We start from the raw sequence: 25,792 nt of genomic DNA, 5'->3' as shown, positions 1-25,792 counted from the left end.
CACGTTTCACTTGAGCGGCGGGGGAGTTCCGCGTGATCGATACCGCACATGCTTTTTCGTCCGATGGAACGATTGACCCCGTTCGATTAATGCTGATAACTTAACGGCGATAACAAAACACTTCGGGGGTAGTGATATGGCGAAGACGACGGCGCTGGTCCTGCGCGCCCCGCGAGCGGTGCTCGCCGGGGCGGTGCTGCTGCTGGTGCTGGCGGGGCTGTATGGGGCGACGGCCGCGCAGCACCTGCTGTCCGGCGGTTACAGCGATCCGACGTCGGCCTCGGCCCGCGCCGACGAGATCCTGGATGACACATTCGGTCGTGGGGGCATGCAGGTAGTGGTGAAACTCGATGGCCCGCCGGGTATGGACATGTCCACCGACCCGCAGGCGCAACAGGTGGGCAACTCCATCGTCGCCGAGCTCGCCGCCAAAAATTATGTGCAGCAACCGATCCTGTCGGTCTGGGGCAACCCGGAACTCGCACCGGCGCTCGTCAGTGAGGACTCGTCGTCGACACTCGTGATCGCCACGCTGGACGGCGGGGAAGAGGACGCCCCCGCCTATGCCAGTGAGATCGAAGAGCAGCTCACCGGTGACCGGGACGGGATCTCGGTTCGCGTGGGCGGGCAGGGGCTGGTGTTCAATCAGGTCAACGAACAGACGACGAGGGATCTGGCGATAGCCGAGGGGATTGCCATCCCGATCAGCTTCCTGGTGTTGATCGTGGTGTTCGGCGGTCTGGTCGCCGCAGCCCTGCCGGTGGTCATCGGAATCGTCGCCATCGTCGGGACCTTCGCGTTGCTGCGTGTCATCGCCGAACTCACCGATGTGTCGATCTTCGCGCTCAACCTCACGACGGCACTCGGCCTGGCCCTGGCCATCGACTACACCTTGCTCCTCGTGACCCGCTATCGCGAGGAGGTCACGCGGGGGTCGGATCGCCGGGCCGCAATCGTGACGACGATGGCGACAGCGGGACGGACCGTGGCCTTTTCGGCGGTGACCGTTGCGCTGGCGCTCGTCGCGCTCGCGATCTTCCCGATGTACTTCCTGCGCTCGTTCGCCTATGCCGGCGTCGGTGTCGTGGTGGTCGCTGCGGCCGCCGCGCTCATCCTCACCCCGGCACTGCTGATGGTGCTCGGTCCGCGGGTGGATGCCCTCGATGTGCGTCGACCGGTTCGGCGGTTGTTCGGCCGCGCGGCACCGACACCGCGGCCGATCGAACAGACCCGCTGGTATCGGATGGTGCAGTTCGTGTTGCGCCACGCACTACCGGTCGCGCTCGTGGTGACGGCGATCTTGCTTGTCCTGGGAGCGCCGTTCCTGGGTATCCGGTTCGGGTTCCCTGACGATCGCGTCCTGCCCCCCTCGGCGTCGGCGCATGTGATCGCGCAGGAGGTCCGCGACGATTTCGCCCAGGATCTGTCGTCAACAGTGACGATCGTGGCGTCGGGCGTCGGCGATCCGCACTCGCTGTCTGGGTATGCCGGTGAACTGTCCCAGGTGTCCGGCGTCGACTCGGTGACCACCCCGACAGGCACTTTTGTCGACGGAAAGGCCGTGGGGCCGGGCTCGACCGGCAACCAGCGCGGTGACGTGTCGATCGTCTCGGTGGCGTCGAGCGCCGAACCGATGCGTGAAGACGGACGAGATCAGCTCGACGCGTTGCGGGCCGTCGAGTCGCCGGATGGCGTGGAGGTGCTGTTCACCGGCCTCGCTGCGACGAACGCCGACACGGTCGACTCGATCTACGCGCATCTGCCATGGGTGCTCGGCTCTATCGCGGTGGCCACATTCGTGCTGTTGTTCCTGTTCACCGGCAGCGTCGTGCTGCCGCTGAAGGCGCTGGTGCTCAACATCTTGTCGCTCTCGGCGACGTTCGGTGCGATGGTCTGGTTCTTCCAGGACGGACATGCCGCCGGCCTGGGTACCACGGCGACCGGCTATCTGGTCGCGACGATGCCGGTCCTGATGTTCTGTATCGCCTTCGGCCTGTCGATGGACTACGAGGTGTTCCTGCTCGGGCGCATCCGTGAGGAGTGGCTCGCCTCGCAGCGCACACGGGCCGACAGCGATCACGCCGTGGCGGTGGGACTGGCCCGCACGGGCCGGGTGGTCACCGCGGCGGCGCTACTGATGAGCATCGTGTTCGCCGGGATCGCGGCATCCGAGGTGTCGTTCATGCGTATGTTCGGGGTGGGACTGACTCTCGCGGTCCTCATGGATGCCACCATCATCCGGATGCTGTTGGTGCCGGCGTTCATGCGGCTGGCCGGCCGGGCGAACTGGTGGGCACCGGGGCCGCTACGACAGCTGCACGACAGGATCGGGTTGTCGGAGGGACCCGGGCCGGACGCGCCGGTCGCACGCCGACCATCGACACAGGAGCACAGTGCAGAGCATTCCGAAGAGGAGCAGATCACCCCGCGGATCGGGTGAACTGCTCGCCGAGGAGATCATCTCCTCGGCAACCGAGTTGCTGGTCGAGCATGGGGATGACGCAGCGGTGTCGATCCGCGCCGTTGCCTCGCGCGTCGGTGTGACACCGCCGTCGATCTATCTGCATTTCGCCGACAAGGACGCGTTGCTCGACGCGGTGTGTGCCCGCTACTTCGAGCAACTCGACGGCGAGTTCGCAGCGGTCGCCGCTGGGCTCGATGATCCGCTCGAACGCGCACTGCAACTGGGCATGGCGTACGTGCGGTTCGCGATGTCGACCCCGGTGCTCTACCGGATTGCGTTCCGGCAGTCGGAGCCCGGGTTGTCGAAGGTCGACGAGGTGCTCTCCGCGTCGGCTTTCACCCGCATCGCGGCGACGGTCGGTGAGCTCGCTGACGAGGGCTTCTTTCCGGAATCCGACGTCGGCGAGGTGGTGCTCGAGCTGTGGGCCGCGGCGCACGGTGTCGCGTCGCTGATGTTGGCAAAACCAGAGCTGTCCTGGGGCCCCGATCTCCGCCTGGCCGAGACGTTGCTGCGCTCGGTGTGTCTGGGGCGGACCACCCTGGGCATGCTCGGCCTGGACCTCCGGTGCGACGAAGCGCGCAGCTGGTTGGGTGCGTTGCGGCGTGTGCAGCCCTGACCGGGCGCCCGCGGGGAGCAGCGAGAGACGGTCCGGGTCAAGAGAAGGTAAAGTCGGAACCTGACGGCAGCTGTACACGTTGTCACTGCAGACGTCACCACAGACCAATCGAGCACGAAGGAGCACGTAGGTGCGAGAGAGCAGCAACCCGGTTATGCGCGGCGTGGTCCGCGATAACCAGACCGGCCCCGCCGGGTTCGGCGCCGGGACGGCCGCCGCCGGTCAGGGTGCCATGTGGAATCAGTACGGGCAGCAAGCCGACCCGTACACGCAGCAGGCGCCGTCGGTCAGCCGCCAGCTGACCATCGACGATGTGGTCACCAAGACCGCAATGACTCTGGGGGTGCTGACGATCTCCGCGATCGTCTCGTACTTCCTGGTGAACTCCAACGAAGCGCTCGCCACGCCGCTGATGCTCGTCGGCGCGCTCGGCGGCCTCGCCCTGGTCCTCGTCGCGACCTTCGGCCGGAAGCAGGACAACCCGGCGATCGTGCTCGGTTACGCACTGCTCGAGGGTCTGTTCGTCGGTTCCATCTCGTTTGTGTTCGCGAATTGGATGGTGTCCGGTGACACGTCGGCCGGAGCACTGATCGGGCAGGCCGTGCTCGGCACGTTTGGTGTGTTCTTCGGGATGCTGCTGGTGTACAAGGTCGGCGCCATCCGCGTCACCCCGCGCTTTACCCGCATGCTCTTCGCGGGCATGATCGGCGTCATCGTCCTGATGCTGGGCAACCTCGTGATCGGCTTCTTCAACGGCGGCGAGGGGTTCGGCCTGCGTGACGGCGGCCCGCTGGCGATCATCTTCTCGCTGGTGTGCATCGCCCTGGCGGCCTTCAGCTTCCTGCTCGACTTCGACGCCGCCGACCGGCTGATCCGGGCCGGCGCACCGGAGCGCGCCGCCTGGGGCGTCGCACTCGGCCTGACGGTCACCTTGGTCTGGCTCTACGTCGAGATCCTGCGTCTGCTGAGCTACTTCAACTCCGAGTAGGTCCGACCCGACCCTGCACAGCCGGGCCCCGCACTGTTGGTGCGGGGCCCGGCTGCGTGTCCGGCTCGGCGGCCGTATGGGAAACAGCGGGTCGCGCGCCACCACCGAGGTCAGCCCGGCGACCCGAGGCACGCAAAATGTTCTCGCATCACATCGTGTGGTCTTGGTAGCGTTCGCTCTCATGTGCTGAGCAGTCACCGGTCGGCGATGAATCGCGCCGGCCACATCGGTCAACACTTCATGCCGCACGAAAGGACCTCATCGGTGACTGCTGCTCACCCTCTACCCACACGTCGCGCCGACGCGCTCTCCCGACCCGACCTGTTGCTGATCACTGTTCTGCTGGTCGCGACATTCGTGGTCATCCTCAACGAGACCGTCATGACCATCGCCATCCCGGTGCTGCAGCGCGACCTCGACGTCCCGCCCAGCGTGGGTCAGTGGCTGACGACGGCGTTCATGCTGACCATGGCGGTGGTCATCCCGCTGACCGGGTTCCTCATCCAGCGCGTGGGAGCGCGCACCCTGTTCATCGTCGCGATGTCTGCGTTCAGCATCGGGACGGTGGTGGCCGGTCTCGCCCCGGGTTTCGAGATCCTGCTGGTGGCCAGGGTCATTCAGGCGGTGGGTACCGCGATCATGCTGCCGCTGTTGATGACCACCGTCATGACCGTGGTGCCCGAACATCGGCGTGGCGTGATGATGGGCAACATCTCCGTGGTCATCGCGGTGGCGCCGGCGCTGGGGCCGACGGTGTCGGGCTTCATCCTGGATCATTTCGGTTGGCGGTGGATCTTCGGTTTCGTCGCGCCGATCGCAGTGCTCGCGTTGATCGTCGGGGCGGTGTTGGTCCGCCCGGTTGGGGAGCGGGTGGCCGCGCCCATCGACTACCTGTCGATCCCGTTGGCCGTGTTCGGTTTCGGTGGTCTCGTCTACGGCCTGGCCGGGGTCGGTGAGTCGGCCGAGGCCGATGCCGCCGTGCCGGTGTGGATTCCGTTCACCGTCGGCGTCGTGGCGCTGACCGCGTTCCTCACCCGGCAGCTGGTGCTGCAGCGCAGTGATCGCGCTTTGCTGGATCTGCGCGTTTTCGGTTCCGCACAGTTCTCGTTGGCCATGGGCGCGATGGTGGTCGCGATGGCCACGATGCTGGGCACCTTCATCGTCGTCCCGTACTTCGCGCAGACGGTGCTGGGTCTGGACCCGCTGACCACCGGGCTGCTGACGCTGCCGGGCGGCCTGATCATGGGCTTGGCCGGACCATTGGTCGGTCGCATCTACGACGCGAAGGGTCCACGCGTGCTGGCGATCCCCGGCACCATGACGGTGAGCGCGGGTGTGTGGTTGCTCGTCGGCGTGAACCCCTCGACATCGCCGTGGCTGTTGATGAGTGCCAACGCGCTGCTGTGCCTCGGGCTTGCCGCCACGTTCACGCCGTTGATGACGCTGGGGCTCGGGTCGGTGGAGCCGCGGTTGTATTCACACGGCTCTGCCGTCCTGGGCACCTTTCAGCAGGTTGCCGGCGCAGCGGGCACCGCCTTGTTCATCACGGTGATGACGGTGGTGGCCACCGCGGATCAGGATGCCGGAATCGTCGAGGCCGAAGCGATCAGCCACGGTGTGCAGCGCGTGTTCACGGTCGCCGGGGTGCTCAGCTTCGTACTGATCGCGATCGTTTGTTTCGTGCGGAAGCCGCACGCGGTGGACGAGCCGGAATCCCACGCGACCGCGGATCTACCCGAATCGGTGGCCGTCGACCGCTGACCCGCGGCTTCTCTCTCCCCCCGGGTATGACCGAGCCCTCCACAAACGCGTGGAGGGCTCGGCCACTTCTGGGGTAAAAACCGTCAGCGGTGGGCTTGTGGCCGCTCGCTCAGCTGAGCCGCTCGAGCACCATCGCCATGCCCTGACCGCCACCCACACACATCGACTCGATTCCGAAGGTCTTGTCGTGGGTCTGCAGGTTGTTGAGCAGGGTGGTGGTGATACGTGCGCCGGTCATCCCGAACGGGTGACCCAGAGCAATGGCGCCGCCGGACACGTTCAGCTTGTCGTGGTCGATGCCGAGTTCGTTCGCCGACCCGAGCACCTGCACCGCAAAGGCCTCGTTGATCTCCACGAGGTCGATGTCGGAGATCGACATCCCGGAGATGCGCAGCACCTTGCGGATCGCCTCGATCGGGCCGAGGCCCATGATCTCCGGCGACAGGCCGGTCGCGGCGGTCGCCACGACCCGCGCCAGCGGCGTCAGCCCCAGCTCCTTTGCCTTGGTGTCGCTCATGATGACCAGCGCGGCAGCCCCGTCGTTGAGCGGGCAGGCATTGCCCGCGGTGATGGTGCCGTCCGGACGGAACACCGGCTTGAGCTGGCTGACCTTCTCGTAGGTGGTGCCCGCGCGCGGGCCGTCGTCGGTGGTCACGCTCGTGCCGTCGGGCAGCGTGACCGGGTCGATCTCACGCTCGAAGAATCCGGCCTTGATGGCCTCTTCGGCGCGGTTCTGGCTCTGCACACCCCAGCGATCCTGATCTTCGCGGGAGATGCCGGTGAAACTCGCGACGTTCTCCGCTGTCTGACCCATCGCGATGTACACGTCGGGGATCAGGTCGTCTTGGCGCGGGTCGTGCCAGGTTCCGGCACCACCCTCGGCGGACTTCTCGGTGCGGGCCATGGCCTCGTCGAACACCGGGTTCTTGGAGTTCGGTGCGCCGTCGGCGCCACCGGAGATTCCGAAGCTCGAGACGCTCTCGACGCCACCGGAGATCAACACGTCGGCTTCGCCCGCCTTGATGGCGTGCAGCGCCATCCGGGTGGTCTGCAACGACGAAGAGCAGTAGCGGTTCACCGAGACCCCGGGGATGTGGTCGTAGCCGAGCTCGACCGCGATCACGCGCGCGATGTTGTAGCCGCCCTGGCCGCCGGGCTGTCCGATTCCCCAATGGATGTCCTCGATGTCGCGCGGATCGAGTTCGGGCACCTTGGCCAGGGCCGCGGCGACCATCTGCCGGGACAATTCATCCGGGCGGACGTCTTTGAGGGATCCCTTTCCGGCGCGACCGATCGGGGAGCGGGCATGGGCGACGATGACTGCTTCAGGCATGTGCGTTACGTTACTCCCCGGCCGTTACGCGGTCGTGAGTCCGGCCGAGCAGGTGGCGCACCCGGGTGATGATCCGACGCTGCTCCACGGCCTCGGACACCTCGGGGGGTTGCGGCAACGGTGTGGGGCCCCACTCATCGATGGCCGCAAGGACCTCGGGCAGCAGGATGTCGGCGGCCAGCGCGTATCCGGCCGCCGACGGGTGGTACTGATCAGGCGAGAACAGGTGCTCGGGTTTGGCCAGGAACTCACTGGCGAGTAGATCGGCCATCGGCACCGCACGTCCGCCTGCCGCTCGCACCGCACCCCGTTGGGCTGCGGCAAGCGAGAGTCCCCAACGGCGCAAGACGGTGCGCAACGGTTGTGGGATAGCAGTGATGACGCCCAGATCGGGACACGTGCCCACCACGACCTCCGCCTCCTGCGCCACCAGCAGAGCGACTGCCTCGCCGAGGCGCCGTGCCGAGGTACGGATGCCGTTGCGGGCGGTGACATCGTTGGCCCCGACCAGGATGACCGCGAGATCCGGACGCTCGCCGGTGATGAACATCGCGTCGATCTGCGCCGCCAACCCCTTGGACGTGGCGCCCACGATGGCTTTGTTCGCGTACCGGACGGTTTTGCCGGTCTCCGCGGCGACCCGCCGCGCCACCTGCACCCCCGGCGTTTCGTCGGCGATGTCGGCGCCCAGGCCCGCCGCGGTGGAATCCCCGAAGACAGCGAGGAACAGATCGACCGCGGCGTCGCGCGTGTAGCGGTGGGGTCCGGTGCCGTCGGGCCAGTAGATCCCGTCGCCGTTGGGGGCGTCGTCGGTGCGATGGGGGATCACCGTACGAGCTTCGGCCGCTTGACCGTTGAGATAGTTGTAGGCCGCCCACGAGGCGCCGGCGCTGGCCGCGGTCGCCGCCACCGTGGCGCCCACGTCACGCAGGATTCGGTTGCTGTCCATGCTGACCTGACTTGCGGGCGAACCGGTGAGTTGACCGGAGAAGAGACCGATGACACCTGCGCGACACGGCAGCCAGCTTAGTCCGAGTTCGAGTCGTTCCCATGCCTCTGGGACCATGGACACATGCGTATCGCTGATCACGTCGTGGATCTGGTGGGCGACACCCCGCTGGTCAAACTCAACTCGGTGACCAAACCCGGTTCGGGACTGGTTGCGGCCAAACTCGAATACCTCAATCCGGGCGGCAGCAGCAAGGACCGGATCGCGGTGCGGATGGTGGATGCGGCAGAGAAGTCCGGGGCGCTCAAGCCCGGTGGCACCATCGTCGAGCCCACTTCCGGCAACACCGGTGTGGGTTTGGCGCTGGTGGCTCAGCAGCGTGGCTACAAGTGCGTCTTCGTGTGCCCCGACAAGGTGGGTGAAGACAAGCGCAACGTCTTGCGGGCCTACGGCGCGGAGGTGGTGGTGTGCCCGACGGCGGTGCCGCCGGAGCATCCCGACAGTTACTACTCGGTTTCCGACCGGCTCGTCCGCGAGATCGATGGTGCCTGGAAGCCCGACCAGTACTCGAACCCCGCGGGACCGCAGAGTCACTACGAGACCACCGGCCCGGAGATCTGGGCCGACACCGAGGGCACAGTGACCCACTTCGTCGCTGGTGTGGGCACGGGCGGCACCATCACCGGCACCGGCCGCTACCTCAAAGAGGTATCCGACGGGTCGGTGCAGGTGGTCGGCGTGGATCCGGAGGGTTCGGTGTACTCCGGTGGCACCGGCCGGCCTTACCTGGTCGAAGGTGTCGGTGAGGACTTCTGGCCGAGCGCCTATGACCCGACAGTGCCCGACGAGATCATCGCGGTCTCCGACGCCGACTCGTTCGACATGACCCGACGCCTCGCACGCGAGGAAGGTCTCTTGGTCGGTGGCTCCTGCGGAATGGCCGTGGTGGCGGCGCTCCAGGTCGCCGAGCGGGAGGGTCCCGACGCGGTCGTCGTGGTGCTGTTGCCCGACGGGGGACGCGGCTACCTCGGCAAGATCTTCAACGACGAGTGGATGAGCAGCTACGGCTTCCTGCGTACCCCGCTCGACAGCAAGGCCAAGGAATCCCTCGTGGGTGACGTACTGCGCGGGAAGACGGGCGCGTTGCCCGATCTGGTGCACACCCATCCGCAGGAGACCCTGCGCGATGCCATCGAGATCCTGCGTGAGTACGGCGTCTCCCAGATGCCGGTCGTCGGCGCCGAGCCGCCGGTGATGGCCGGTGAGGTGGCCGGCGCCGTCACCGAACGCGACCTGCTCAGTGCGGTGTTCGAGGGTCGCGCCAATCTGGCCGATGCCGTCTCCGAGCACATGGGCGACCCGTTCCCACTGATCGGCTCGGGTGAGCCGTTGTCGGCGGCCACCAAGGCGTTGTCGGAGTGCGATGCGCTGATGGTGGTAGAAGAGGGCAAACCGATCGGCGTCATCACCCGGCACGATCTGCTGGCCTTCGTCAGCAGCCATCCGACCGTCGGCTGAGCCGGCCATCACCCGACCCGAGGAGCATCGAAGTGAGTGAACAGCGCAGCGCTGCGGATTCGTCTCGCTGGCAGGGGTTCTCCACCCAGGCCATCCACGCCGGGTACGACCCGGACCCGCAGACCGGGGCAGTCAACGTCCCGATCTACGCCAGTTCCACGTTCGCCCAGGACGGGGTCGGCGGGCTCCGTGATGGATTCGAGTACGCCCGAACCGGCAATCCCACTCGGCGGGTGCTCGAGGCCAACATCGCCGCTCTCGAACGTGGCACCTACGGGCGTGGTTTCGCCAGCGGCATGGCCGCCACCGATGCGTTGTTGCGCGCGACCCTGCGGCCCGGTGATCACCTGGTCATCCCGAACGACGCCTACGGCGGCACCTTCCGACTCATCGACAAGGTGTTCAGCCAGTGGGGTATCACCTACTCGGCGGCGCCGGTCTCCGATGTGGATGCGGTGCGCGCGGCGATCACGCCGGCCACCAAGCTGGTGTGGATCGAGACCCCCACCAATCCGCTGCTGAACGTGGGTGACATCGAGGCGCTCGCCGGGGTCGCCCACGAGGCCGGGGCGCAGTTGGTGGTTGACAACACCTTCGCCTCGCCATATCTGCAGCAACCGATCACGCTGGGCGCCGACGTGGTGCTGCATTCGACCACCAAGTATCTGGGTGGTCACTCCGACGTCGTCGGCGGTGCGCTGGTCACCAACAGCGAGGAACTCGACGAGGCGGTGGCGTTCCTGCAGAACGGTGCCGGCGCGGTGCCCGGACCGTTCGACGCATACCTCACCATGCGCGGCATCAAAACCCTCGCGGTGCGCATGGATCGCCACTGCGACAACGCCGAGAAGGTGGTCGATTTCCTGTCGTCGCACCCGAAGATCGACAGTGTGCTCTATCCGGGAATCCCGACACATTCGGGACACACGGTGGCCGGCAAGCAGATGCGTCGATTCGGCGGCATGGTCTCCGTACGGCTCAAGGACGGACAGGCTGCCGCCCAGGAGTTCTGCGCCCGCACCGAGGTCTTCACGTTGGCCGAGTCGCTGGGTGGGATCGAATCACTCATCGAGCACCCGGGAGCGATGACGCATGCGTCGACCGCGGGTTCGCTGTTGGAGGTGCCTGCCGACCTGGTGCGGCTGTCGGTCGGTATCGAGGACATCGCCGACCTGCTCGGCGACCTCGAGAACGCGCTGGGGTGAGGCGAGGGCCGCGGCCATGTTGACCGGTGCCGACGTCGACGACGCGGTGCGCGCGCTGTCCACGGTGATGCGACGCACGCCGCTGGTCGCCTCGCGGGTGCTGTCCGAACGGATCGGCTGCGACGTCTGGCTCAAGTGCGAGAACCTCCAGCGCACCGGGTCGTTCAAACCACGCGGGGCCTACTTGAGGATCTCCCGATTGTCGGCGGAGGAACGCGCCCGCGGCGTCGTCGCGGCCAGCGCCGGCAATCACGCACAGGGGGTGGCCTGGTCGGCCGCCGAACTCGGTATCCGTGCGCGCGTCTACATGCCGACCGGTGCCGCGCTGCCGAAAATCGCCGCGACCAAGGCCTACGGAGCCGAGGTCATCCTCGAGGGTTCCACCGTCGACGAGGCACTCGAGTCGGCCCGCCGGTACGCCGACGAGACCGGTGCGATTTTGATCCACCCCTTCGATCACCGTGACATCGTGGCCGGTCAGTCCACCGTCGGAGCCGAGATTTTGCAGCAGATGCCCGACGTGGACGCCATCGTCGTGCCGACCGGAGGGGGCGGGCTGCTCGCGGGGATCGCCTCGGCGGTCAAGGCGCGACGCCCCGAGACCACCGTCATCGGCGTGCAGGCGGCGCAGGCGGCGGCATGGCCGCAGTCGCTGGCCGCCGGCCACCCACTGGCGTTGGCGGCGATGAACACCATGGCCGACGGCATCGCGGTGGCCCGACCGGGCGACGTGCCGTTCGAGCACATCACCCAACTGGTCGACTCCATCGTCACCGTCAGCGAGGAATCGCTCAGCACCGCACTGCTGCTGATGCTCGAGCGCGCCAAACTCGTGGTGGAACCGGCCGGCGCCGCGGGCGTCGCCGCACTGGCGGCCGGGACCCTCGACCTGTCGGGCAAGGTGTGTGTGGTCGTCTCGGGCGGCAACATCGATCCACTACTCCTCAGCCATGTGACCACCCACGGACTGACCGCGGCCGGACGATTTCTCACGGTCACCGCGACGGTCTCCGACCGGCCCGGCGGTCTGATCGCCCTGCTCGAACTGCTCCGTGACCGTGGCGCCAGCGTCGTCGACGTGGTGCACTCTCGGGTCGCCGACGACCTGTACCTCGACGAGGTGCAGGTGACGGTCAGCGTGGAAACCCGCGGCCCCGAGCATCAGCGCGAGGTGCGACGCGCATTGGCCGACGCCGGTTTTTTGCGGGAGTGACGCCTCAGACCTGTGGTGACAGCGTCGAGAAGTGTCGGATCGTGTCGGTCTCGACGGTCTTAAACACCGTGGCCGCGGTCGGACCGGAGAAGGCCGTGACCGCCTTCGCCGACGTCGACAGCTCCAGCGCGAACGACCACACGAGCCGGCAGCCCACCTCGGCGGGGGAGATCTCGGTGAGCTCGCCGAAGCGCTTGAGGCCCGGGGTGGAGGCATTCTCGGCGTAGAAGGCGTTGCGGTACTCGCCGGTGTCGGCGTTCTCGTCCCAGACAAAGAAGTGCTCGTTCAACCCGGCGAATCCGGGCCCCAGCGCTGCCTTGCGTTTGGTGCCGACACCGTAGGGCGGGGGTGAGACGAACTCGATCGACTTGATCGCCCGACACCAATCCAGGGTGTGCTGTCGCGTCAGTTCGACCCAGGCTCGCCGGGGACTGACCGGAAGATGCACGTCGATGCGGTAGGTGACCGGGGCGTTGTCGAAGAAGTCGAGGTCGATGGACTCGAGTGGGTAACTGCGCGCCATGGCCTTCATTCATACACGGTCACCTCGGCTCACCGTGGCCGCTCGGTCCTTGCGCCGGTCAACGAGATGTGGCACCGATCCGACCGGGCGCTAATCTGGCTGGGTGTCTGACTCCGAGGCGCCGGCCCCCGACGCGGTCACCGTGATCGGCTTGCTGGGCCCGGTGGCCGTGGGCGTCGGAGCTCGCGATCCTGACACATTGGTGACGGTGGCAGGTGTGCGCGCCCGCCGTCTGCTGGCGTCGCTTGCGCTCGCGGACGGTCGAACACGATCGGCGGAACGGCTCATCGACGATGTGTGGACAGATGCGGCGCCCCGGTCTCCGATGTCGGCGCTGCACACCCAGATCTCGCGGCTGCGACCGCTACTCGGCATCGGCCGCCTGCAGGGTGGGGTCAACGGGTATCGCCTCGTCGACTGCCGAACCGACTGTGACATCGTCGCCGATCTGCTCGACGACCCGGACAGCGCGGCGTTGCATGCGGTCGCCAGGTGGTGGCGAGGCGTGCCCGGCGACGATCTCGGCGATGATGCGGGATCAGGTCTCACCGCCGAGATCCGGCGTCGCGCGGACGGATTGCGGTCGTCGCTCGACCAGCGACGCGTGGCGCGTGCACTGGCCGAGGGCGACTTTGCGGTGGCCCGCGAGATCGCCGACTCGCGTTGTCGCGCTGACCCATTGGACGAGACGGCGCATGTGGATCTGATGCGGGCGTTGGCCGGGCAGGGTCGGGTGGCCGAAGCCCTGGCGGTATTCACCCGACTGCGACGGACGCTGTCGCAGCACCTCGGAGTCGATCCGGGACCGCAGGCGATCGCACTCAACACAGACCTGCTGGCGACCGACCAACGCTCCGGCGACGCCGCGGCACCGGTGCCGCGGAGCCCGTCTGCTCCGCGGCGCGGGCACACCGTGGGGCTGATGGTGGACGCATCCGACCTCATCGGCCGGGACGGTGACATCCGCGAGATCGTCGATTTGTTAGGTCAGCACCGGCTCGTGACCGTGCAGGGGCCGGGAGGTGTCGGTAAGACCAGGGTCGCGCACCGGGTCGGCGCCGACCTCGCCGACACCGGGCGGCCGGTCTTCTACGTTCCGCTGGCCCCGGTCCGCAACGACGACGACGTGGTGGCCGCCATTGCTGCATCGTTGGGCGTCGGCGAGACCGAGATCGGCAGTGGTGCTCGACCGCGGGTGACGGTGGGCGACCTCGCCGATCGGCTCGTCGACGCGGTGCGCAGTCAGCGTGCGGTCATCATCCTGGACAACTGCGAACAGGTCGTCGAGAGGTGCGCGCGCGTCGTCGCCGACCTGCTGGCCGCCGAACCGCAGCTGTCGATCCTGACGACGAGTCGGTCGCCGTTGTTGCTGGCGGCCGAACAGATCTATCAGCTGCCGGTCCTCGATGTCGGGATCAGCGGTTCGGCGGTCGAGTTGTTCCGGCGGCGTGCGCGCGCCATCCGACCCGATGCACAGCTCCCTGCCGACGAGATCGCGCATCTGTGCCGGCATCTCGACGGACTGCCGCTGGCGATCGAGCTCGCCGCCGCGCGGATCCGGACGATGACGGTCGCCGAGATATCGCGCCGGCTCGGCGAACGATTCGCGCTGCTGCGCGGCACCGACCGCACCGCCCCCGATCGCCACCGCACCCTCTACGCCGTCATCGAATGGAGTTGGGAACTACTTGATCCCGACGCGCAGACGGCAATGCGCCGACTCTGCCGATTCCCCGCCGGTTTCACCGCTGAGGCCGCCGGGGTCGTCGTCGGACGATCGGGAGTCGCGCTCGACGACACGCTGGAGGCCCTGGTCAATCAGTCCTTGCTGAACGTGACCGAGTCCGATGGGCAGATTCGCTACCGAATGCTGGAGATGGTGCGGGAATTCGGCGAGGAACAACTCGGCAGGTACGCGGATACCGACGAATCCGAGGTCGTCGACAGGGCGATGGCGCGGTGGGCGCGCCAGTTCGCCGACGCGGCCGAAGCGCGGACACGGGACGCGGTCGACGACCGGCTGTTGCGTTGGGTCGCACCAGATGTCGAGAACCTCGTATGGGTATTGCGCCGGTCTGCCACCGCGGCGTCGGCGACGCGAGATCGGGAGGCGATCGACACCGTCGTGTCGGTCTTCCCGGTTCTCAGCGGATTCTGGATGGTCCGCGGACTGCACGGTGAGGTCATGTCGTGGGGTCCGCGCATCCTCGCGGTACTACCGACACCGTCGGTCGACCTGAGTGACTCGATGCGGCGACGTTGGCAGTTCACGGTGCTCGCGTCGATGGCTCATCTGCTGCTGCGGCGCGAGTATCGCTCGGTGGCCACCGGCCGCTACTACATTCGTCGCCTGCACCGGCCCGACCGGATCCATGACGAGCCGACCGAACTGCTCTCGGCGTGCGCATTGGCGCGTCACCCGCTCGCAGCCATGCGGTTCGTCTCCCGTGCCGCGCGGGCGAGCAATGATCAGGTGCGTACCGCGGCGCTGTCGATCCGGATGAATGTCCGGGAGAACTTCGGCAACCTCGATCAGGCGCTGTCTGACGGACTCTCGCTGCTCGTCATCGGTCGTGAACATCACAACTCGTGGATGTCGGGGATGACGCAGGTGACCATCGCCAGTCTCTACGGACAACGCGGCGGCTGGGACCGGGCCATCGGCTACTACCGGGACGGGATCGCCGATCTCGCGCGCCTCGGCGCCCGCGACGAGGAGATGCAGATCCGGTGCTACCTCGTGGCCACCCTCGTCGCGCTCGGGCGCATGGACGAGGCCGAGCGCGAGCTCGAGATCGCAGGTGACGGATGGCGGCCCGAGCACCCGGACCCGCAGGGCAATCCCGAGGTGATCGGGGCGATGATGCTCGGCTACGCGGAACTCGCCTTTGCCCGTGGCGACCACCAGGTTGCCGGTGAAATCTATTGCAGAGCAGCATTGCTCATCAAAAACAATCATCCGCTGGGTGCGCAGGATCCGGGGATGGTGCTGGTGTTGGGCACCGCGGTGGTCGGTATGGTCCGGGCCGGAGATGCCGCAGCCGCCGAGGAGTTCGTGGAACTCCTCGGCGACGGCATCAATCAGATGTTCGGCGCTGCGGGATGGCAGGATCAACCACAGGCCGGCGTGACCGCGATGGCTGCCGGGTATCTGCTGTGTGCGACCGGTCGCGCGGTCCCGCACGGGGCATGGCTACTCGCATTGGCGATGAGACTCGGTGCGCGCCAGGACTATCCGTCTCTGTACCAGGTGTACTCGACGATGGATGTGATCTCGGGCCGGACCTCCGGGGAGTGGCAGGCGCTCGTGGCCCGGGGTCGGACACTGTCGCGGCGCCAGGCGGTGGACGAGGTCCGTTCCATCCTGGCGCCGCAACGTCGGTGATCGGGGATTCGGGTCAGGTGTTGCGCATGTAGGCGCGGACCGCGAGCGGGGCGAACACCAGGGTGATCACCGCCGCACCGAGCAGCGCCCACACCACATGGATGCCCACGTGGCCGTCCGCGGTCAGTTCCCGGACCGCGGTGACCAGGTGGCTGACCGGATTCACCTTCACGAAGCCCTGCAGCCAGCCGGGCATGGTGCCCACCGGCACGAAGGCATTCGACATGAACGTCAACGGAAACATGATCAGCATCGAGATGCCCTGCACCGCAGACGCCTTGCTCATCAGGCAGCCCATCAGGGCGAAGATCCACGAGACGGCGAAGCTGCAGATCATCACCAGAACCGCGGAGGCCACCACACCCCAGAAGTCGGGGCGCCAGCCCATGATGACGCCCATGATGATGGTGAGCACACTGGCGATCAGGTAGCGGATCACGTCGGCACCCAGCGCGCCCGCGAGCGGACTGATACGCGCGATCGGCAACGAGCGGAAGCGGTCGAAGACGCCCTTGTCCATGTCTTCGCGAAGCTGGGTTCCGGTCACGATCGAGGTCATCACCACCGTCTGCACCATGATGCCCGGGATGATGACCGGCAGGTAGGAGGCCACGTCACCGCTGATGGCCCCGCCGAAGATGTAGGTGAACATCAGCGTGAAGATGATGGGCTGGATGGTGACGTCGAAGAGTTGCTCCGGGTTGTGCCGGATCTTGAGCACCCCGCGGTAGGCCATGGACAACGACTGGCGGATCGTCTCGGCCAGTGACACCGATGTCTTCGCCTGCGGCCGAGCGGATGTGGTGGTGATCGCCGGGGACGTCCCGGATTCGATGGTGGTGGTCATCAGGCGACCTCCTTGCGTTTTGCGGCGGACTCCGCGTCATCGGCGGGTTTGCCGGTGATGGTGAGAAAGACCTCGTCGAGACTGGGCTTCTGCACGGTGATCTCGTCGATGTCGATGCCGCGCTCGCGCAGCGCGATCAGCACATCGGGGACGAGGTCGGATCGGGTCAGGCCCGCCGATATGCGCGCGGCCTCGGGGCTGAGGATGGGCGTCTCGCCGAGCACCGATGCCACGATCTCGCAGGCGGAAGCCGCGTCTGCGCGGTCACTCGGAACGAGTTGCAGAGTGTTGGCGCCCACTGATCGCTTGAGTTCGTCGGCGGTGCCGTCGGCGATCACCACTCCATGGTCGATCACTGCGATGCGGTCTGCGAGCTGGTCGGCTTCGTCGAGGTACTGGGTGGTCAGCAGCACGGTCGACCCCTGGCTGACCAGGTTGCGGATGGTGGACCACATCTGGGCGCGGGTGCGCGGATCTAGTCCGGTGGTCGGCTCGTCGAGGAACAGCAGTGGGGGAGTGTCGATCAGACTCGCCGCGAGATCGAGTCGGCGGCGCATGCCTCCGGAGAAGTTCTTCAGTGGCCGATTCGCGGCTTCGGTCAGGGAGAACTCTTCGAGCAGCTCGTCGGCGCGAGCGCGCGCGGCGGGGCGTGCGAAGCCCAGCAGGCGGGCGAAGAGGACGAGATTCTGCGCGGCGGTGAGATCTTCGTCGACCGACGCGTACTGGCCGGTGACACCGACCAGGGAACGGACGGCGACGGCGTCGTCGACGACGTCGTAGCCGAAGACCTTCGCCGAGCCGGCGTCGGGGCGCAGCAAGGTGGCGAGCATGCTGACCGTGGTCGTCTTGCCGGCCCCGTTGGGCCCGAGCACGCCGTACACCGAGCCGGTGGGTACCGCCAGATCCACTCCGTTGACGGCGCGGGTTGCTCCGAAATGTTTGACCAGTCCGCGGGCGTCGATCGCCAGGCCGGTCGAGGTCGAGGTTGTCATGCCGACGAGAGTGCCCGCCGGCTCTGTCGTGCGACTTGCGTCGGCTTGCACGCCGGTCACGGCATGGTGACGCCTGCTGTCGTGAGCTGTCGGGAAGCCGCGCTGCGCTGGGCGATGAAGGCCACGCCGAACAACATCATCGGGACCAACAGGTAGCCGAACCGACCCACCGGTGCGAGGAGGAAGAAGCAGGTGAACCCGGCTGCGGTGAAGGTGGCAGCCGAGGAGAACGAGCGCGGCGGACGCCTCAGCACACAGACCGCCAAGATGATCGCGCAGGCCACGAGCAGGATCATGTCGGCGTTGCGTCCGGCGGAGCCGAAGGAGGCCAACAGGACCCCGGGCATGGGGCTGTGTGCCGGTGTCGGGATGGGGCCGCGACCGGTCGGGAATTCGAGGACCTGGGCGATCGTGTCGGACACCGACAGGAAGGCCGGCAGTCCGAACACCGCGGTCGCCGTCGCGAACCATCCGGCGAATCTGAGGGTCACCGCGCGCGGAAAGCGAGTCACCAGCAGGGCGATGACGATCGGCACGCTCAGCAGCGCCACCCATTTGATGGCGACGGCGGCTGCGATGGCGATGGCGCCCATGCGTGGGCGTCGGGTGGCCACCGCAGCCAGCCCGAACAGCAGCAGGCCTGCCAGCGGCAGATCCACGCCGCTCGCACACATCTCCAGTGCGATGGTGGGCGACGCGATCAGCAGCACGGCGACGTGGCTCGCGCTTCGCGAGTCGACCCGGAGAAGGCGGATCGATCCCCAGATGCCCGCGATGGCGATGGCGGCACACCAGATCCTCGGGTCGCCGACGATCTGCCATGCGCTCTGTGGATCCAGCCCGCTCCGGGTCAACACTGCTGCGGGCAGGCCGAACACGGCCATCACCGGCAGGTAGGGGTTGACGTCGGTCACCGAGGTCGCGTCGTGGACGTACGGGATGCCGTGGGTGAGAAGCAGGTTTCCCGAGCGGGAGACCACGGCGATCTCGTCCTGCATCTGATGATGACCGGTCAACAGTGTGACGAAGGGCACCAGGACGGCTCCGGTGACCGCGGCAACACGCGCCAGTCGTACCCGGGGTACCCGCATCGAGGCGGGCATCATCGAGAGTCCCGCAGCGGTGCCGTAGCCGATTGCGGCCGAATGCGCCCAGGTGATGTGGCTGTCCAGCCCGGAGACCCGGAACAGTATGTAGGCGGTCACCCCGAAGGCGAGATAGGCCAGTGCTTCGGGGCGGTGTCGGGCGGTTCGTCGCAGGAACTCGCCGCATCGGGGCCGGTGACGCCCGTCGGCCACCGATTCGATTGTTTCGGCCCGGTCCGGCCGGATGTCGTCCGCCACGTGAATCCCCCAGGGTTTACTCTGGGGTACCACTTAGTTGTACCTAGCAACAACCGCTGTTGGTCGAACGTTCACCGATGGGGAGGCCATGACCGCAACGGCGCAGGAGGACGTCACCACTGAGCGGTCGGCACCGGCCGGCCTGTGGTTTCGCCTGAATCCGACGCTGACCAGGGTTCGGGGATACCTGTCGCAGCCTCGCTGGTGGCTCGAGATCGCCCTCATCTGGGTGATCTATCAGACGTACTCGTTCGTGCGGAACCTCGGCGGCAAGGATTCCGCGCCTGCCTTCGCCAACGGAACGGCCATCGAGGACCTCGAGAAGCGCCTGTTCATCGGTATCGAGCAGCCGGTGAACCACTGGGTCAACGCGAATCGCTGGATCGCCGATCTCAGTGCGCTGCACTATCACACGCTGCATTGGTGGGTGACCATCGGCGTGGCGGTGTGGCTCTATTGGACCAACCGGCCGGGCTATCGGCGGGCGTCGCTTGTGCTCGCGTTGACCACCCTGATCGCGTTGGCCGGGTTCTATCTCATCCCGACCGCGCCGCCGCGCATGTACGACGGGTACCACGATGTGATGGCGCAGACGGCGACCTGGGGCTGGTGGGAGACATCGGGTTCGCCGGGGCCCGAGTCGATGACCAATCAATTCGCGGCCATGCCGTCACTGCATTGCGGGTGGGCCATCTGGGCGGGTCTGATGATCGTGCTCTATGCACGACGGCCCTGGGTGCGGGTGCTCGGCGCCGTGTATCCGTTCACCACTTTCTTCGTCGTGGTGGGAACCGCGAACCACTACATCCTCGACATCGTCGCGGTGGCGGCGGTGATCGCGGTGGCGATGGTGATCGTCTACGCGCCCTGGCGTCAGGCGGCGGGCGCCGTACTGCGCAGGCCGGCGTCGTCGGACGCGCCGGCCCCGAACGCCCCGTCGGCCCCATCCATCCCGGCCGGCAGGTCAGAGGCGTAGCGGATCACCGCGCGCACCGGCCCGAGTCGGCGTTCGGTGGTCATGATCGCCCCGGCGAGTTGGTCGGGGTCATCGACGTCGGCGACGAGGGCCACCGTATGTCCGTTGTTGCCGAGCATGAACGGGACGACGGCAGAGTACTGACTGCCGACCACGCCGAAGGGGATGTCGTGGGCGAAGAGGGCTCGAGCGTGGTCGAGGACGGCCGGATCGTCGTCGACGACCACCAGTGCTACATCGGGACTGCGTGTGTTCTTCATCATGATCCAAGGATGATGCCGCAGGTTGGAGACCAACTCTGCCGTTGCTGTGAGGTGGCTGTGGATGCCTCGGCGGCCTGTGGATGACGTCGCGGCAACGCCGGTGGATGGGGCTAGGTTTCCGGTCCATGGGACGCAACCGGAAATCAACACCGCATGGTTCGAATTCTGGTCTATAACTGGCGGCGCATCGGGGAGGGCGCAGCTCTCGCCGGACACACACCACAGCGGCCGGTGCCGAGACATCGTCTCGACACCGGCCGCCGTGGTGTGGACCGGTACTGCGCCCGGTCAGCTGTGGTATGGCTCGGCGCTGAGCAGCGTCACCTTGACGACGGCGCCGCTGGGTACCGTGTACTCGCGTGTCTCGCCGACCTTGGCGTCGATCAGTGCAGCGCCCAGCGGGGAGCTCGGCGAGTAGGTCTCGATGGAGCCGTCCTTGGCGCTCTCCTCGCGGGTGGCGATCAGGAAGGTCTCGGTGTCGCTCTCGTCACCGTCGTAGTAGACCTTGACCACCGAACCCGGCAGCGCGACGCCCGACTGGGTCGGTGCCTCGCCGACCTTGGCGTTGTTCAGCAGTTCCTGGAGCTGGCGGATACGTGCTTCCTGCTGGCCCTGCTCTTCACGGGCCGCGTGGTATCCACCGTTCTCCTTGAGGTCGCCTTCTTCGCGACGCTCGTTGATCTCGGCAGCAATGACCGGTCGGTTGGCGATCAAGGAATCCAGCTCGCCCTTGAGGCGGTCATGCGACTCCTGGGTCAGCCACGTCACCTGTGTGTCGGTCATCGGTTACTCCTTTGTGTTGTCCGCGCCCTCAGCACATTTTTGACCTGGGCATATGGACTGCTCTAAATGCAGCAACACGACCCCTCGCGGAGCCGTGTATTTACCGAGGATACCAGTCGTTGAGAGCTAAAGCACATCCGAAGTTTGCGAACGTGCCTCGTTCAGCGCTTGCTGATAGCTCGGTTCGCGCTTCTTCAACCACCCCACGACGAGATAGGTCAGCGGCATGATGATGATCTCCACCAACGTCTTCCAGACGAATCCGACGATGGTGTAGTTGATGAAATCGCCCCAGGTGGAGATGCCCAGCGCGGTGGCCGCGATCGAACAGAACACCAGCGTGTCGGCGAACTCACCGACCACCGTGGAACCGAGCAGACGTGCCCACAGATGGCGTTCACCTGCCCGTTCCTTCATCTTGACCAGCACGAACGAATTGAGGAATTCCCCGGCGAGATAGCCCGCGAGGCCGGCGAGCAGGAACTGGGGTACCACTCCGGCCACCGTCCGGAACGCTTCCTGCCCCTCGTAGAACTCGGCGGCGGGCAGTTCGATGGTCAGCCAGAAGCAGAGTGAGGCGATGGCCAGCACCACGAAGCCGGCCAGGATGGCCCGGCGCATCGCGCGGAAACCGTAGACCTCGCTGATGACGTCGCCGAGCACATACGCCAGTGGGAACAGATAGAACGCGCCGTCGGTGACCAGACCGTCCATCTGGATGGGGCCGAGCGAGACATGCAGCCAGTCGTCGAAGAGAATGACGCCCTTGGTGCCGGTGATGTTGCTGATCAGCATCACGCCGACGAACATCGCCAGCAGGTAGGCGTAGTACGGGCTCGACAGGGTGGCGAACACCGCCCGGTCGCGGAGCTTCTGCGTCACGGTGTCGAATCCGTGAGGTAGGCGGGTACATCCGCGGTGCAACCGAATACCTCGCCGATGACCGGTGGTTTGGAGGTGGTGACCTCGGTTCGCATCCCGACCTGAGTCTGCGTCCCACCCGGGATCAGGATCTCGCGGCGACCGGTCTCGTCACCATCGATCGAGCGACCACGCACCACGCACGCCACGGGACTTCCCGGATCGGCGCGGGTCACCGTGAACTGGACCGCGACCGTGGACTCGTCGATGAGGTCGTAGCCGGTGGCCTCACCGGACACGTCGGGCGTGGCGAACCGCGAGTAGCCGAGGATCGCGAGGCCGACGCCGGCGGCCACCACCAGCACCGAGAGTGCGATGAACCAGTACCGCCGACTCCGTGCCGACTGCGCTGCCGGATAGGTGGCGCGCGGCCCACTACGAGGGGGCTCGGCGTCACCTGTGCCGGTGCCCCCGTCTGAACTGTTCACGCGTCAATACCTACCATGGGAGGAGTAACGATCCGAAGGTGAGGAAGCGTGACCGAATCTCACACAGGTGGACCCCACGCCGGTCTGCGTCTGATGGCGGTGCATGCGCACCCGGACGACGAATCGAGCAAGGGTGCCGCCACGTCCGCCAAGTACGCGGCGGAGGGACATGAGGTGCTCGTCGTCACCCTCACCGGCGGTGAGCGCGGCGACATCTTGAACCCGGCGATGGATCGCCCGGGCATCAAGGAACGGATGAGCGAGGTCCGCCAGGAGGAGATGGCGAACGCGGCAGCCGCGCTCGGCGTGGCACAGACCTGGCTGGGCTTTGTCGATTCCGGCCTGCCCGAGGGTGACCCACTGCCGCCGGTGCCGGCGGGTTCATTCGCCGACATCGACATCGAGGAGCCGATCGAGGCGCTCGTCCGCGCGGTGCGAGAGTTCCGGCCGCACGTGATGATCACCTATGACGAGCACGGCGGCTATCCGCATCCCGATCACATCCGCGATCATGAGGTCTCGGTCGCGGCCTACGAGCGCGCCGGCGATCCCGACGCCTACCCGGATGCCGGAGAACCGTGGACCGTCTCGAAGCTCTACTACACGCACGGTTTCATCAAAGACCGCATGGTCTTGTTCTCCGACGAGTTCGAACGCCACGGCCAAGAGAGCCCGTTCAAAGAATGGCTCGAGCGGTGGGAGCGCGACCCGAGTCGCGGCGACCTGATGGGTCGGGTGACCACGCAGGTGGAGTGCGCCAAGTACTTCCCGCAGCGTGACGATGCCCTACGTGCCCACGCGACCCAGATCGATCCGAACGGGGTGTTCTTCGCCGTTCCGCTGGAATGGCAGCAGCGGCTGTGGCCCACCGAGGAGTTCGAGCTGGCGCGGACGCGGGTGAAGACGTCGATCCCGGAGACCGACCTGTTCGCCGGAATCGAGGAGCCGTGAGCGTCCTGGACCCGATGACGTTGACCGCCGGTGTCCAGTTGCTGGCGGCCCAGGAACCCGAGGGACCCGAATTCGGCAAGGCCTCGCCGCTCGGATTGTTGGTCATCATCGTTCTGCTGGTGGCCACGGCCTTCCTGATCAGGTCGATGAACACGCAGCTCAAGAAATTGCCCAAGAAGTTCGATGCCGACCACCCGGAACCGGATCAGGCGTTCGACGACGGCACTGACTCCGTGGATCCGGACGAGGGCGCCGGGAGCGAGGGCGCCGGCAGAACCGGGCGTCGGCCGGACACAACAGATGGGGTGCAGGCCGATGAGCGAAGGAAAGCCGACACCTAACCTGCTCGGCAGTTCGACCAGTCCGTACCTGCGCCAGCACGCCGACAACCCGGTCGCCTGGCAGGAGTGGGGCGACGATGCGCTGGCGGAGGCGGCACGACGCGATGTGCCGATCCTGCTGTCGGTCGGTTACGCCGCGTGCCATTGGTGTCACGTGATGGCGCATGAGTCGTTCGAGGACGACGTCATTGCCGCGCAGATGAACTCCGATTTCGTCTGCATCAAGGTCGACCGGGAGGAACGGCCCGACATCGACGCGATCTACATGAACGCGACGGTGGCGATGACCGGCCAAGGCGGCTGGCCGATGACGTGCTTCCTCACGCCGAGCGGTGAGCCGTTCTATTGCGGCACCTACTTCCCGTCGACCGCGCGCGGCGGCATGCCGTCCTTCCCGCAGATAATGAGTGCGGTCAGCGAGGCCTGGGTCCAGCGTCGCGACGAGATCGCCGAGATGGGACGCAAGGTTCGCGATCATCTGCACGCCAACAGTGCCGCCTTACCCGTCGCCGATCTGGATGTCGACGATCGCCTGGTCGACCATGTCGTCGCGACCACGCTCGACGACGAGGATCGCGCGGCCGGTGGATTCGGTGGGGCACCGAAGTTCCCCCCGTCGGCGTTGCTCGAGGGACTGCTGCGCGCTTCGGAACGTGACGGCGATCGCGCCGCTGTGGATGCGGTCGGCCGGACGTGTGCGGCGATGGCGCGCGGCGGTATCTACGATCAACTCGCCGGCGGATTTGCTCGCTATTCGGTCGACAATGACTGGGTGGTGCCGCATTTCGAGAAGATGCTGTACGACAACGCGCAACTCATCCGGGTCTACGCCCACCTCGCGCGTCGGACCGGCGACGTACTCGCGCGGCGGGTCACCGAAGAGACCATCGAGTTCCTCCGTCGCGATCTCGCGGTGGGCGGTGGCTTCGCCTCTTCGCTGGACGCCGATGCCGACGGGGTGGAGGGCTCCACCTACGTGTGGTCCCCGCAGCAGCTCGCCGACGTGCTCGGCGCCGACGACGGACTCTGGGCGGCAGAGGTTTTCGGCGTCACAGAGACGGGAACGTTCGAACACGGGACGTCGACGCTGCGGTTGCCCGATGACGTCGACGATCTCGACCGGCTCGCGTTGGTGCGGGCCCGGCTGTTGGCCGCGCGTGCGCAGCGGCCGCAACCGGCCCGCGACGACAAGGTCGTCACCGCATGGAATGCGATGGCCGTCACGGCGCTCGCCGAGGCGGGGGCCACGTTCGGCCGCGCGGACTGGATCGACCTCGGCGCCTGGTGTGCGCGGGCGCTGCTCGACACCCACCTCGTCGACGGCACCCTGCGGCGCTCCTCTCTCGACGGGCATGTCGGCGCACCGGTGGCGGCTCTCGACGATCACGCGGCGCTCGTCACCGCTCTGCTGACCTTGCATCAGGTCACCGGTCAGACAACCTGGCGTGACGGGGGTTTGGCGGTTCTCGATGCGGCGATCGAACTGTTCGCCGACGTTGCCGAACCGGGTGCCTGGTACGACGCGGCAGGCCATGACCTGGTCGCCCGTCCGCGCGATCCCGTCGATGGTGCGACTCCGGCAGGCGCCTCCCTCATCGCCGAGGCGTTGCTGGCTGCTTCTGCGCTCGCGAAGTTCGGTCCGGCCAGTCGCTATGCCGAACTGCTCGATCAGACACTCGCGCGCTCGACCGTGCTGTTGGCGAAGGTGCCCCGATCGGCAGGGCATTGGCTGGCCACCGCGGTCGCCCGGCTGCATGGTCCGCTGCAGATCGCGGTGGCCCAGTCCGACGACAGTTCCGGCGATCTCGCCGCGGCCGCACGCATCGCCGCGCCGGGTGGGGCCATCGTGGTAGCGGGAAAACGGGATTCGATACCGCTGCTGGATGGCCGTGGTCCGGTCAATGGTGCTGACGCCGCATATGTCTGCCGCGGAACGGTGTGTGACCTCCCGGTCACCGACCGAGATGCCCTGGCCGCCAAGCTCTGACCGCG

General features: G+C 66.8%; 22 protein-coding genes. 12 read left to right on the top strand and 10 right to left on the bottom strand.

The annotated features are described in order from the left end of the window. The first annotated feature begins 136 nt into the window (after nt 1-136). The 4 genes from OSB52_RS00620 to OSB52_RS00605 all read left to right on the top strand — a co-directional run bounded on the left by OSB52_RS00620 (nt 137) and on the right by OSB52_RS00605 (nt 5,829). Nucleotides 137-2,440 (top strand): MMPL family transporter, encoded by a 2,304-nt coding sequence (locus OSB52_RS00620; protein ID WP_266059637.1) that lies wholly within the window; start codon nt 137-139, stop codon nt 2,438-2,440. Then, nucleotides 2,394-3,080: a TetR/AcrR family transcriptional regulator gene (locus OSB52_RS00615; RefSeq protein WP_235723639.1), complete on the top strand. Its 687-nt coding sequence runs from the start codon at nt 2,394-2,396 to the stop codon at nt 3,078-3,080. The genes OSB52_RS00620 and OSB52_RS00615 overlap by 47 nt, the downstream gene beginning before the upstream one ends. A gap of 130 nt (nt 3,081-3,210) precedes the next feature. After that, nucleotides 3,211-4,068, top strand: coding sequence for a Bax inhibitor-1/YccA family protein (locus OSB52_RS00610; protein WP_266059634.1), 858 nt, complete (start codon nt 3,211-3,213; stop codon nt 4,066-4,068). 240 nt (nt 4,069-4,308) lie between these two features. After that, entirely contained in the window at nt 4,309-5,829 is a 1,521-nt protein-coding gene (locus tag OSB52_RS00605; RefSeq protein WP_372475000.1) for an MDR family MFS transporter, read from the top strand. 109 nt (nt 5,830-5,938) lie between these two features. Here the strand turns inward: OSB52_RS00605 and OSB52_RS00600 are convergent, their stop codons facing one another. Further along, entirely contained in the window at nt 5,939-7,162 is a 1,224-nt protein-coding gene (locus tag OSB52_RS00600) for an acetyl-CoA C-acetyltransferase (protein ID WP_235723642.1), read from the bottom strand. Between the two features lie 10 nt (nt 7,163-7,172). Continuing rightward, entirely contained in the window at nt 7,173-8,111 is a 939-nt protein-coding gene (locus OSB52_RS00595) for an SGNH/GDSL hydrolase family protein (RefSeq protein WP_266059898.1), read from the bottom strand. 123 nt (nt 8,112-8,234) lie between these two features. On the opposite strand from OSB52_RS00595, the gene OSB52_RS00590 reads away from it, so the two are divergent. From OSB52_RS00590 to ilvA, 3 genes are read left to right on the top strand one after another with little or no spacing between them, the layout of a single operon-like run. Further along, on the top strand, nt 8,235-9,629 hold the full coding sequence (locus tag OSB52_RS00590; RefSeq protein ID WP_266059633.1) for a cystathionine beta-synthase: 1,395 nt from the start codon (nt 8,235-8,237) through the stop codon (nt 9,627-9,629). Between the two features lie 32 nt (nt 9,630-9,661). Then, nucleotides 9,662-10,834, top strand: coding sequence for a cystathionine gamma-synthase (locus tag OSB52_RS00585; protein ID WP_266059632.1), 1,173 nt, complete (start codon nt 9,662-9,664; stop codon nt 10,832-10,834). 16 nt (nt 10,835-10,850) lie between these two features. Beyond that, nucleotides 10,851-12,047: a threonine ammonia-lyase gene (gene ilvA / locus OSB52_RS00580; protein WP_266059631.1), complete on the top strand. Its 1,197-nt coding sequence runs from the start codon at nt 10,851-10,853 to the stop codon at nt 12,045-12,047. 4 nt (nt 12,048-12,051) lie between these two features. Here the strand turns inward: ilvA and OSB52_RS00575 are convergent, their stop codons facing one another. Beyond that, entirely contained in the window at nt 12,052-12,570 is a 519-nt protein-coding gene (locus OSB52_RS00575) for an SRPBCC family protein (protein ID WP_266059897.1), read from the bottom strand. A gap of 103 nt (nt 12,571-12,673) precedes the next feature. On the opposite strand from OSB52_RS00575, the gene OSB52_RS00570 reads away from it, so the two are divergent. Then, the gene (locus tag OSB52_RS00570; protein WP_266059629.1) at nt 12,674-15,955 is read left to right on the top strand and encodes an AfsR/SARP family transcriptional regulator; all 3,282 of its coding nucleotides are present in this window, start codon (nt 12,674-12,676) and stop codon (nt 15,953-15,955) included. A 13-nt stretch (nt 15,956-15,968) separates the two neighbouring features. Here the strand turns inward: OSB52_RS00570 and OSB52_RS00565 are convergent, their stop codons facing one another. From OSB52_RS00565 to OSB52_RS00555, 3 genes are read right to left on the bottom strand one after another with little or no spacing between them, the layout of a single operon-like run. After that, nucleotides 15,969-16,802 carry an ABC transporter permease gene (locus tag OSB52_RS00565; RefSeq protein ID WP_266059628.1) on the bottom strand — a complete coding sequence of 278 codons (834 nt, stop codon included), beginning with the start codon at nt 16,800-16,802 and terminating at the stop codon, nt 15,969-15,971. Continuing rightward, nucleotides 16,802-17,794 carry an ATP-binding cassette domain-containing protein gene (locus OSB52_RS00560; RefSeq protein ID WP_235723649.1) on the bottom strand — a complete coding sequence of 331 codons (993 nt, stop codon included), beginning with the start codon at nt 17,792-17,794 and terminating at the stop codon, nt 16,802-16,804. The genes OSB52_RS00565 and OSB52_RS00560 overlap by 1 nt, the downstream gene beginning before the upstream one ends. Nucleotides 17,795-17,850: 56 nt before the next feature. Further along, nucleotides 17,851-19,137, bottom strand: coding sequence for a hypothetical protein (locus tag OSB52_RS00555; protein WP_235723650.1), 1,287 nt, complete (start codon nt 19,135-19,137; stop codon nt 17,851-17,853). A gap of 88 nt (nt 19,138-19,225) precedes the next feature. On the opposite strand from OSB52_RS00555, the gene OSB52_RS00550 reads away from it, so the two are divergent. Then, complete coding sequence (locus OSB52_RS00550) at nt 19,226-20,113, top strand: phosphatase PAP2 family protein (RefSeq protein ID WP_235723651.1); 888 nt, start codon at nt 19,226-19,228, stop codon at nt 20,111-20,113. Here the strand turns inward: OSB52_RS00550 and OSB52_RS00545 are convergent. The 4 genes from OSB52_RS00545 to OSB52_RS00530 form a co-directional block, all read right to left on the bottom strand. Further along, nucleotides 20,011-20,376, bottom strand: coding sequence for a hypothetical protein (locus OSB52_RS00545; RefSeq protein ID WP_266059626.1), 366 nt, complete (start codon nt 20,374-20,376; stop codon nt 20,011-20,013). The genes OSB52_RS00550 and OSB52_RS00545 overlap by 103 nt on opposite strands. Before the next feature lie 288 nt (nt 20,377-20,664). After that, complete coding sequence (greA, locus tag OSB52_RS00540; RefSeq protein ID WP_160903146.1) at nt 20,665-21,159, bottom strand: transcription elongation factor GreA; 495 nt, start codon at nt 21,157-21,159, stop codon at nt 20,665-20,667. 126 nt (nt 21,160-21,285) lie between these two features. Then, a complete protein-coding gene (locus OSB52_RS00535; protein WP_235723653.1) occupies nt 21,286-22,041 on the bottom strand; it encodes a queuosine precursor transporter in 756 nt (251 codons plus the stop codon). Next, nucleotides 22,038-22,508: a DUF4307 domain-containing protein gene (locus OSB52_RS00530; RefSeq protein WP_266059624.1), complete on the bottom strand. Its 471-nt coding sequence runs from the start codon at nt 22,506-22,508 to the stop codon at nt 22,038-22,040. The genes OSB52_RS00535 and OSB52_RS00530 overlap by 4 nt, the downstream gene beginning before the upstream one ends. Nucleotides 22,509-22,556: 48 nt before the next feature. On the opposite strand from OSB52_RS00530, the gene mca reads away from it, so the two are divergent. From mca to OSB52_RS00515, 3 genes are read left to right on the top strand one after another with little or no spacing between them, the layout of a single operon-like run. Next, nucleotides 22,557-23,459, top strand: coding sequence for a mycothiol conjugate amidase Mca (gene mca / locus OSB52_RS00525; RefSeq protein ID WP_266059623.1), 903 nt, complete (start codon nt 22,557-22,559; stop codon nt 23,457-23,459). Between the two features lie 14 nt (nt 23,460-23,473). Next, nucleotides 23,474-23,800, top strand: coding sequence for a hypothetical protein (locus OSB52_RS00520; protein WP_266059895.1), 327 nt, complete (start codon nt 23,474-23,476; stop codon nt 23,798-23,800). Next, entirely contained in the window at nt 23,775-25,787 is a 2,013-nt protein-coding gene (locus tag OSB52_RS00515) for a thioredoxin domain-containing protein (protein ID WP_266059622.1), read from the top strand. The genes OSB52_RS00520 and OSB52_RS00515 overlap by 26 nt, the downstream gene beginning before the upstream one ends. The last annotated feature ends 5 nt before the right edge of the window (nt 25,788-25,792 follow it).

It is taken from the genome of Gordonia aquimaris (assembly GCF_026262595.1).
Classification (GTDB): Bacteria; Actinomycetota; Actinomycetes; order Mycobacteriales; family Mycobacteriaceae; genus Gordonia; species Gordonia tangerina.
Note: the sequence above shows the minus strand (reverse complement) of the source record. Positions and strands in the feature narration are given on the sequence as shown.

Bases quoted from the DNA above. Each gene is read 5' to 3' on its own strand.
- OSB52_RS00620 (WP_266059637.1), top strand. From the start codon at position 137: ATGGCGAAGACGACGGCGCTGGTCCTGCGCGCCCCGCGAGCGGTGCTC.
- OSB52_RS00605 (WP_372475000.1), top strand. From the start codon at position 4,309: ATGCCGCACGAAAGGACCTCATCGGTGACTGCTGCTCACCCTCTACCC.
- OSB52_RS00600 (WP_235723642.1), bottom strand. From the start codon at position 7,162: ATGCCTGAAGCAGTCATCGTCGCCCATGCCCGCTCCCCGATCGGTCGC.
- OSB52_RS00595 (WP_266059898.1), bottom strand. From the start codon at position 8,111: ATGGACAGCAACCGAATCCTGCGTGACGTGGGCGCCACGGTGGCGGCG.
- OSB52_RS00590 (WP_266059633.1), top strand. From the start codon at position 8,235: ATGCGTATCGCTGATCACGTCGTGGATCTGGTGGGCGACACCCCGCTG.
- ilvA (WP_266059631.1), top strand. From the start codon at position 10,851: ATGTTGACCGGTGCCGACGTCGACGACGCGGTGCGCGCGCTGTCCACG.
- OSB52_RS00575 (WP_266059897.1), bottom strand. From the start codon at position 12,570: ATGGCGCGCAGTTACCCACTCGAGTCCATCGACCTCGACTTCTTCGAC.
- OSB52_RS00565 (WP_266059628.1), bottom strand. From the start codon at position 16,802: ATGACCACCACCATCGAATCCGGGACGTCCCCGGCGATCACCACCACA.
- OSB52_RS00560 (WP_235723649.1), bottom strand. From the start codon at position 17,794: ATGACAACCTCGACCTCGACCGGCCTGGCGATCGACGCCCGCGGACTG.
- OSB52_RS00550 (WP_235723651.1), top strand. From the start codon at position 19,226: ATGACCGCAACGGCGCAGGAGGACGTCACCACTGAGCGGTCGGCACCG.
- OSB52_RS00545 (WP_266059626.1), bottom strand. From the start codon at position 20,376: ATGATGAAGAACACACGCAGTCCCGATGTAGCACTGGTGGTCGTCGAC.
- greA (WP_160903146.1), bottom strand. From the start codon at position 21,159: ATGACCGACACACAGGTGACGTGGCTGACCCAGGAGTCGCATGACCGC.
- OSB52_RS00520 (WP_266059895.1), top strand. From the start codon at position 23,474: ATGACGTTGACCGCCGGTGTCCAGTTGCTGGCGGCCCAGGAACCCGAG.
- OSB52_RS00515 (WP_266059622.1), top strand. From the start codon at position 23,775: ATGAGCGAAGGAAAGCCGACACCTAACCTGCTCGGCAGTTCGACCAGT.